The organism is Embleya sp. NPDC005971 (assembly GCF_040629175.1).
GTDB lineage: Bacteria > Actinomycetota > Actinomycetes > Streptomycetales > Streptomycetaceae > Embleya.
In genome coordinates this window covers 1-7,784 of the sequence record NZ_JBEXUX010000064.1, presented here as the reverse complement: position 1 = coordinate 7,784, position 7,784 = coordinate 1, and the positions used below count along the sequence as shown (strand labels likewise).

Here is a 7,784-nt window from a genome sequence, read left to right as displayed (position 1 = left end):
GCGAGCCGAAAGGCTCCAGACGGGGGCCGAAACCCGGCTACGGACCGAAGTCGCAAGCGGAGCGAGCCGGTCGGCGGCTTTCGGCGATGCAGCGCTGCTTTTTATTGGGCGCCTTCGGCGCCGGCTCGCGAGGCACCACTTTTTTGCTCCGTCGCGGGCTCCTCCACAAAAAAATGGCCCCTCGCTCGTGACTTCGTGTCCCTGCGCTTCGCTCCGGGCCACGAAGTCAACGTTTTGCGGCTCCGCCGCTCTCCGCGCTGCGCGCGTCGATCGCGCGGCTCACCTGTCTCGGGGGCGCTGACGCGCCGGGAGGGGGCGGGTCAGGTTGGCGAAGGGCGGGTGGTGTCGGGGCGGGTCTGGGTCGCGTAGGCGGGGACCACGGAGGGGCCGTCAGGCGGTGTGGGCCGGAGGGCGTGGTTCGCTGCCTGATGTGAGGGTGTGGGGTGTGGCTTCGGTGCGTGCCGGCGGGCCGCGCGGGTGGGGCGGGAGGGGGGTCTCCGGGCCCACCCGCGGGGCCGGCGGGTTGGGGCGGGGTCGTGGGTGTGGGGTTACAGGATTGCGCCCGGGCGGTACTTCGCTGCTTCCGGGTGCTTGGCGGCGATCGTTTCCACGCGTCGGACCACCTCTGCCACCTGGGCTGCCGCCGCGCCGGTGAAGGAGAGCCGGTCGGCGAGGAGCGTGTCCAGGGCCGCGCGGTCCAGTGGGAGGCGGTCGTCGGCGGCCAGGCGGTCGAGCAGTTCGTTGCGCTCGACGCCCTCGCGCAGCGCCAGCGCGGAGGCGACCGCGTGCTCCTTGATCACCTCGTGCCCGGCCTCGCGTCCGACCCCGCCGCGGATCGCGGCCATCAGCACCTTGGTCGTGGCCAGGAAGGGCAGGTAGCGGTCCAGCTCGCGGGCGACCACGGCCGGGAACGCGCCGAACTCCTCCAGCACGGTCAGGAACGTCTCGATCAGGCCGTCGAACGCGAAGAACGCGTCCGGCAGCGCCACCCGCCGCACGACCGAGCAGGACACGTCGCCCTCGTTCCACTGGTCGCCCGCGAGTTCGCCGACCATCGACGCGTAGCCGCGCAGGATCACCGTGAAGCCGTTGACCCGTTCGCACGAGCGCGTGTTCATCTTGTGCGGCATCGCGGACGAGCCGACCTGGCCGGGCTGGAAGCCCTCGGTGACCAGCTCGTGCCCGGCCATCAGCCGGATCGTCTTGGCCAACGACGAGGGCGCCGCGGCCAGTTGCACCAGCGCGGTCACCACGTCGTAGTCGAGCGAGCGCGGGTAGACCTGGCCGACCGAGACGAACGCGTGCTCGAAGCCCAGGTGCGCCGCGACACGCCCCTCCAACTCGGCCAGCTTCTCCTCGTCGCCGCCGAGCAGGTCGAGCATGTCCTGCGCGGTGCCCACCGGGCCCTTGATCCCACGCAGCGGGTAACGGGTGATCAGGTCGTCGAGGCGGTGGTAGGCGACCAGCAGTTCGTCGGTCGCCGAGGCGAACCGCTTGCCCAGCGTGGTGGCCTGCGCGGCGACGTTGTGCGAACGGCCCGCCATCACCAACTCGGCGTGCTGCGCGGACAACTCGGCCAGCCGTACCAGCAGGGCCACGACCCGATCGCGGACCAGTTCCAGCGACGAGCGGATCTGCAACTGCTCGACGTTCTCGGTCAGGTCGCGCGAGGTCATGCCCTTGTGCACGTGCTCGTGGCCGGCGAGGGCGTTGAACTCCTCGATCCGGGCCTTGACGTCGTGCCGGGTGACCCGCTCGCGCTCGGCGATCGAGGCCAGGTCGACCTGGTCGATCACCCGCTCGTAGTCGGCGACCGCGCCCTCGGGCACGTCGATGCCCAGGTCGGCCTGGGCACGCAGCACCGCGAGCCACAGTCGGCGCTCCAGCACCACCTTGTGCTCGGGGGACCACAGCGTGGCCAGCGCCGGGGAGGCGTAGCGGTTGGCCAGAACGTTCGGAATGCGGGGTTTGCGCACAGGCTGGGACGTCACGAGCGGCGAGTTTACCGAGCCCTCGCCGTCGCCCACGACGTACGTCCACGTTCGTGCCTCGCGCGCCGGCCCGCGCGGGTCCGCGGCCCGTCCGTACGCGAAGCCCCGAGCTCCCGATCCCGCCCCTACCGTACGTCCATGATCGTCGCGCGCTCGCTGCTCCTGTTCGTCCTCGCCGCCCTCGCCGAGATCGGCGGCGCCTGGCTGGTCTGGCAGTCCGTACGCGAGCATCGCCCGTGGTGGGTGGCCGGCCTCGGGGTGATCGCGCTGGGCGTGTACGGCTTCGTGGCCACCCTCCAGCCGGACGCGAACTTCGGCCGGATCCTGGCCGCGTACGGCGGTGTCTTCGTCGCCGGTTCACTCGCGTGGGGGATGGCCGTGGACGGTTTCCGGCCGGACCGCTGGGACCTGGCCGGGGCAACCGTCTGCCTGGCCGGCGTCGCCCTGATCATGTACGCGCCGCGCCGCTGACCCCGCGGCACAACCCGTGTCCCACACCGCATGTGCCGACCGCCGCCGGGTAGACGCCGGCCATCGCGGGACGACGTTGGGGGCCGGCACATGGGCAGGCGGCAGAACGCACGAGACGAACGCCGGGCACGAGCCGAGCGCGAGGAGCGAATCGCCCGCTCGTTACGCGGCGACGGCGACCGTACCGCCGCGCCCATCGAGCAGTCGAAGGAGCCCGACGCGCCGGCCGCGAAGGTCCCGGGCCCACGCGAGACCCACCGCCCGAACCCCGAACCTCCGCCCACCGCCGCGGTGGACCTCGCCAAGACCGAACACGCCGACGCCGGCCGACCGCCGGCCGAGGAGCACCTCCCGGACCGGCCGACCGACCTGCCGACCTCGTCGTGGTTCAAGGCCGCGTGGCGCACGATCCGCGAGTTCAAGGAGGACGACCTCAACATCTGGGCCGCCGCACTCACCTACCAGAGCGTGTTGTCGATCTTCCCGGCGCTGCTGGTCGTGGTCTCGCTGGTCGGCCTGGCCGGTCGCTCCGCCACCGACGCGCTGACCGAGAACGTGCAGAGCGTGGCGCCCAGCGAGACGCACCAGATCGTGATCGACGCGATCCGCAACCTCGAACACAGCCGGGGCGCCGCGGGCCCGCTCGCCCTGGCCGGCCTGGGCCTGGCGTTGTGGTCGGCGTCCGGCTACGTCGCCGCGTTCATGCGCGCGTGCAACACGATCTACGACGTGCCCGAGGGCCGGCCGCTGTGGAAGACGGTGCCCACCCGGATCGCGGTGACGGTGGTGACCCTGCTGTTGCTGTCGATCTGCGCGATCGCGGTGGTGTTCACCGGCTCACTGGCCAAACAGGCCGGCCACGCGCTGGGGGTGGGCGAGGCGGGCGTGCTGTTGTGGGACTACGCGAAGTGGCCGGTGCTGATCGTGGTGGTCAACTTCCTGTTCGCGCTGCTCTACTGGGCGGCGCCGAACGCCAAGCAGGGTTTTCGCTGGATCACTCCCGGCGGCGTCCTCGCGGTGCTGCTGTGGGCCCTGTTCTCCGCCGCGTTCGCCTACTACGTGGCCAATTTCAGCACCTACAACAAGACCTACGGCACGCTCGCCGCGGTGATCGTCTTCCTGGTCTGGTTGTGGTTGACCAACATGGCGATCCTGCTCGGCGCGGAGTACAACGCCGAGATGGAGCGGGCCCGGGCGATCGCCGGTGGCCACCCGCCGACCCTGGAGCCGTACGTCCGGATGCGCGACCAGCCCAAGCCGAAGGGCGCCTGGAAGCGTTGGTTGCGGTTCGGCCGTACCCCCGGGGCGAAGCGCGATACCGAGAAGTAGACGGTGGACAATCGAGGTCATGGACAAGATCCGCCCCGCCTACGAGGAACTGGGAGCCGAGGGCTTCTACGCCACCCACGGGGCGCGCTACCGCAACCCGCACGAGCCGCGGGTACGGGCGGTGCTGGCGCAGGCGTTGGCACAGCCGGTGGCTGCCGAGCCCGAGCTCCTCGACCGCGTGCTCGACCTGGCCTGCGGCAGTGGTGAGGCCACCCTGGCATTGCGCGAGCTCGGCGCACGCGAGATCTCCGGCATCGATCCGTACACGGGCGTCGCCTATCGCGAGCGGACCGGGACACCGGCCGAGGCGCTGCGCTTCGAGGAGATCGCGGCGGGTGCGCTGGCGGGCCGCGCGTACTCGCTCGTGGTGTGCAGTTACGCACTGCACCTGCTCGCCGAGTCCCGACTGCCCGCGCTGGCCTACGCGCTGACCGAGGTCACGACCGCGTTCGTGGTGGTGACTCCACACAAGCGTCCGGTGCTGCGGCCGGAGTGGGGATGGCACCTGCGGGGGGAGTTGGTCGTGGATCGGGCTCGGGCCCGGCTGTATCGGACCTCGCCCGAACCCGCCGAGGCGACTGGGCCACGGTGACGCCGGCGCTGGCGATCACCACGAGCGCGATGCCGGCGATCTGGATCGGCACGAGCGACTGATGCAGCACGACGAATCCGGCGATCGCGGCCACGGCCGGTTCCAGGCTGGCCAGCAGCCCGAACGTCGCGGGCGTCAGGTGTTTCATCGCGAGCATCTCGAAGCTGTACGGCAGCGCCGAGGACAACAGCGCGACGCAGGCCCCCAGGGCGAGCACGTTGGGCTCCAGCAGGGCGCTTTTGGCGGTGGCCACGCCGAACGGGGTGACCAGGACCGCGGCCACCGCGAAGCCGAGCGCCAGGCCCTCGACGCCGTCGAAGCGTTTGGCGGTCTTCGAGGCGACCATGATGTAGCCCGCCCAGCAGGCCGCCGCCGCCATCACGAAGGCGACACCGACCGGATCCAGCCCGCTGAAGCCGCCGCGCCCCAGGAGCAGCACACCGACGGCGGCGAGCACGATCCACGTCATGTCGCGCAGCCGACGGGACAACACCACGGCCAGGCCGAGCGGCCCGAGGAACTCCAGTGTGACCGCCGGGCCCAGCGGCAGTCGGGCGATCGCCTCGTAGAAGAACATGTTCATGCCCGCGAACGTCACGCCCAGGCCGACCACCACGACCCAGTCCGCGCGACTGCGCCCGCGCAGCCGGGGCCGGGCGAAGGCGAGCAGGATGGTCGCGGCGAACACCAGGCGCAGCGTGACCGCGCCGGCCGGGCCGACGTAGGGGAACAACCGGGCCGCGAACGCCGCACCGAACTGGATCGAGCACGCGCTCGCCAGCACCAACCACACCGCGCGTCCCTGCGGGCCGGGCAACAACCGCGCGAGGGATCCGGGCAGCGCAGGCGAGGTCGCGTCGGTGGCGGTGCGGGAGGTCATCCTTCGACAGTACGGACCGGGTCAAGCCGGATCAGCCGGCGGCCCCGGCGGCCCTGCTCTTCTGCCGCCGGACCGCCTTGCGCAACGCCTCGGGCACCGGGCCCAGACCGGCCTCCAGTGCATCGACGCGGCCCCGGGCGGCCCGGCGTTCCCGGCGGCCGAGGACCACCCGCAGTTCGCCCTCGTAGGTCAGCGCGACCAGGGCCGCGTCCACCGCCGGGACCCGGTCGACCGGCCGGGTCGCCTTGAGGGCGTCGCACACCGCCTTGGTCGCGGCGGCGCGCAGTCGCGGTTGCCGCAGGAGCATGCGCCGGGTCGGCACGATGCCCAGCAGGCGGTGCGGCTCGAACCTGATCACCCGCTCGCGTTCGAGCGTGGCCCCGACTCGGTCGGTGGCCTGCCGTTCGCCCTTGCGGACCCAGTAACCCCAGGAGTGTGCGCGCTCGCTCGCGGTGATCCGGGCCAACAGGTCCGCCGCCAGGTCGCAGTCGGGCGCACGGCCTCGCACCGCGGTCGCGGTCACCTTGCCGGTGTGGTCACGGATCAGGCCCTGGGCGTACAACTCGTACAGGGCCGCCGCCTGGAGCGTCACCCCGAGGCGTTCCCGGCTCGACAGCCGTCGCCGCTCGGGACTGTAGGCGAGCAGGAACACCCGCCGGGTCAGGGACACGTGCACGTCGACCTCCGGAATTGGGTTCACGTCGCCCGCCTCGGCGCCACGGCGTCACATCGTCTTCGGGTCTGTGGTCACGGCGCGGTACCGACGTCGCCAGGGTCGCCACCGCTCCCGCCACCGCCGCGAGCACCGCCAGGGTCGTCTCGATCGCCACCGTCGCCTCCGACGGGCTCGGTATCACCGGTGGGCGCTGAACTCGCCCTGGGAGGTCGACCCCGGCGGGCCGGACGGCCGGCGTTGCCCGGCATCCGGCCCGCGTCGCCCAGCGCGCGTCGCAACAGGAACTCGATCTGCGCGTTGGTGCTTCGCAGTTCGTCGGCGGCCCACTTGGCGATCGCGTCGTGGACCGCCGGGTCCAGGCGAAGCAGGATCTTCTTGCGCTCGGTCACCGGGACCGACTACGCGTAGAGGGAACCGGTGTTGACCACCGGCTGGGTGGCCTGGTCGCTGCACAACACCACGAGCAGGTTGCTGACCATCGCCGCGCGACGGTCGTCGTCCAGCTCCACCAGGTCGCCCTCTTCCAGTCGGTTCAGCGCGAGTTCGACCATACCCACCGCGCCCTCGACGATCCGCTGCCGGGCCGCGACCACCGCGCCCGCCTGCTGGCGACGCAACATCGCCTGGGCGATCTCCGGCGCGTAGGCCAGCCGGGTGATCCGCGACTCGACCACGCCGACCCCGGCCGAGGCGACCCGCGCACCGATCTCCGCGGAGAGCTTGCCGGTGATCTCGTCGGCATTGTCACGCAGCGACATACCGCCGTTGCCATGGTCGTCGTACGGATAACTGTTGGCGATGTGCCGCACCGCGGTCTCGGTCTGAATCGCGACGAACTCCTCGAAGTCGTCCACCTCGAACTTGGCCTGCGCGGTGTCCTGGACCTGCCACACCACGACCGCGGCGATCTCGATCGGATTGCCGTCGTTGTCGTTGACCTTGGCGGTCTGCGTCTCGTGGTTGCGAATCCGAGTGGAGACCTTGGTCCGGTCGGTGAACGGATTCACCCAACGCAGCCCGTCGGTACGCAACGTCCCCTTGTAATGCCCGAAAAGCTGAAGCACCCGGGCCTCACCCGGCGCCACGGTGGTCAACCCACGAAGCGAGGCCAACGCCAGCGCGGCAACCACAATCCCGGCCGCCATCCCCACCGTCCGCTGCCCACCCTCCGACAACAGCCCAAGGCCGATGAGCCCGGCCCCACCACCCGCACAAAGCGCCACAACCGCAACAGCCCAAAACCCGGACACCCCGGACACCAGCCGCTCCCGCACCTGAGGCGCCGGCATCACCACTATGGACTCGGAACCGATGTCACCCATGCGATCACTCCCCTTGGTTCAACCTGTCATCACAACCATAGCAAAGTGATATCACTTTAACCCGAGGGACTCCCCTCACCCCCATCACCCCAACCAGGCAACCCGCCGGCCCGCACGGCCAAACAGACAACGGGCACTCGACACCACGAGGCCCGGCGGCGGTAGGCACCTAAGCAGACGGCATCGGTCCCACCCGAACGACCATCCAGCGCTCGGCATCAGCCAAGCACTCGCCCCACAACGAGCAAGCGGCGGCAAGCCCGCAGCCGACGCCTGGCAGACACACGGCAGCGTCGAACACACGACACCGCCCCGAAGCCGAACGCCAACGCGCAGCCGACGTCAACGACAACAGACCACCCACCAACCCACGCCCCAGCCCCACCCCCACACCCCCCACCGGCGCGTCAGCGCCCCCGACTCCGGCTCACCCCGGTGATCGACGCGCGCAGCGCGGAGAGCGGCGGAGCCGCAAAACGTTGACTTCGTGGCCCGGAGCGAAGCGAAGGGACACGAAGTCACG

Annotated in this window: 7 protein-coding genes and 1 pseudogene; 3 read left to right on the top strand and 5 right to left on the bottom strand. The window is 71.0% G+C overall.

Annotated elements, in window-relative coordinates:
- Positions 1-548: 548 nt before the first annotated feature.
- Positions 549-1,991: an adenylosuccinate lyase gene (purB, locus tag ABZ374_RS38130; RefSeq protein WP_360320496.1), complete on the bottom strand. Its 1,443-nt coding sequence runs from the start codon at positions 1,989-1,991 to the stop codon at positions 549-551.
- A gap of 138 nt (positions 1,992-2,129) precedes the next feature.
- On the opposite strand from purB, the gene ABZ374_RS38125 reads away from it, so the two are divergent.
- The 3 genes and pseudogenes from ABZ374_RS38125 to ABZ374_RS38115 all read left to right on the top strand — a co-directional run.
- On the top strand, positions 2,130-2,462 hold the full coding sequence (locus ABZ374_RS38125; RefSeq protein ID WP_360320493.1) for a YnfA family protein: 333 nt from the start codon (positions 2,130-2,132) through the stop codon (positions 2,460-2,462).
- Positions 2,463-2,552: 90 nt separating this feature from the next.
- Positions 2,553-3,791 carry a YihY/virulence factor BrkB family protein gene (locus ABZ374_RS38120; RefSeq protein ID WP_360320490.1) on the top strand — a complete coding sequence of 413 codons (1,239 nt, stop codon included), beginning with the start codon at positions 2,553-2,555 and terminating at the stop codon, positions 3,789-3,791.
- 19 nt (positions 3,792-3,810) lie between these two features.
- Positions 3,811-4,209 (top strand): annotated as a pseudogene (locus ABZ374_RS38115) (class I SAM-dependent methyltransferase); the annotation flags it as partial.
- Positions 4,210-4,228: 19 nt separating this feature from the next.
- Here ABZ374_RS38115 and ABZ374_RS38110 read toward each other — a convergent pair.
- The 4 genes from ABZ374_RS38110 to ABZ374_RS38095 are packed head-to-tail and all read right to left on the bottom strand — an operon-like array spanning position 4,229 to position 7,261.
- The gene (locus ABZ374_RS38110) at positions 4,229-5,263 is read right to left on the bottom strand and encodes a DMT family transporter (protein WP_360320487.1); all 1,035 of its coding nucleotides are present in this window, start codon (positions 5,261-5,263) and stop codon (positions 4,229-4,231) included.
- Between the two features lie 31 nt (positions 5,264-5,294).
- A complete protein-coding gene (locus ABZ374_RS38105; protein ID WP_360320484.1) occupies positions 5,295-5,963 on the bottom strand; it encodes a GPP34 family phosphoprotein in 669 nt (222 codons plus the stop codon).
- 47 nt (positions 5,964-6,010) lie between these two features.
- Positions 6,011-6,328: a hypothetical protein gene (locus ABZ374_RS38100; protein ID WP_360320481.1), complete on the bottom strand. Its 318-nt coding sequence runs from the start codon at positions 6,326-6,328 to the stop codon at positions 6,011-6,013.
- A gap of 9 nt (positions 6,329-6,337) precedes the next feature.
- On the bottom strand, positions 6,338-7,261 hold the full coding sequence (locus tag ABZ374_RS38095; protein WP_360320478.1) for an SPFH domain-containing protein: 924 nt from the start codon (positions 7,259-7,261) through the stop codon (positions 6,338-6,340).
- Positions 7,262-7,784: the final 523 nt, after the last annotated feature.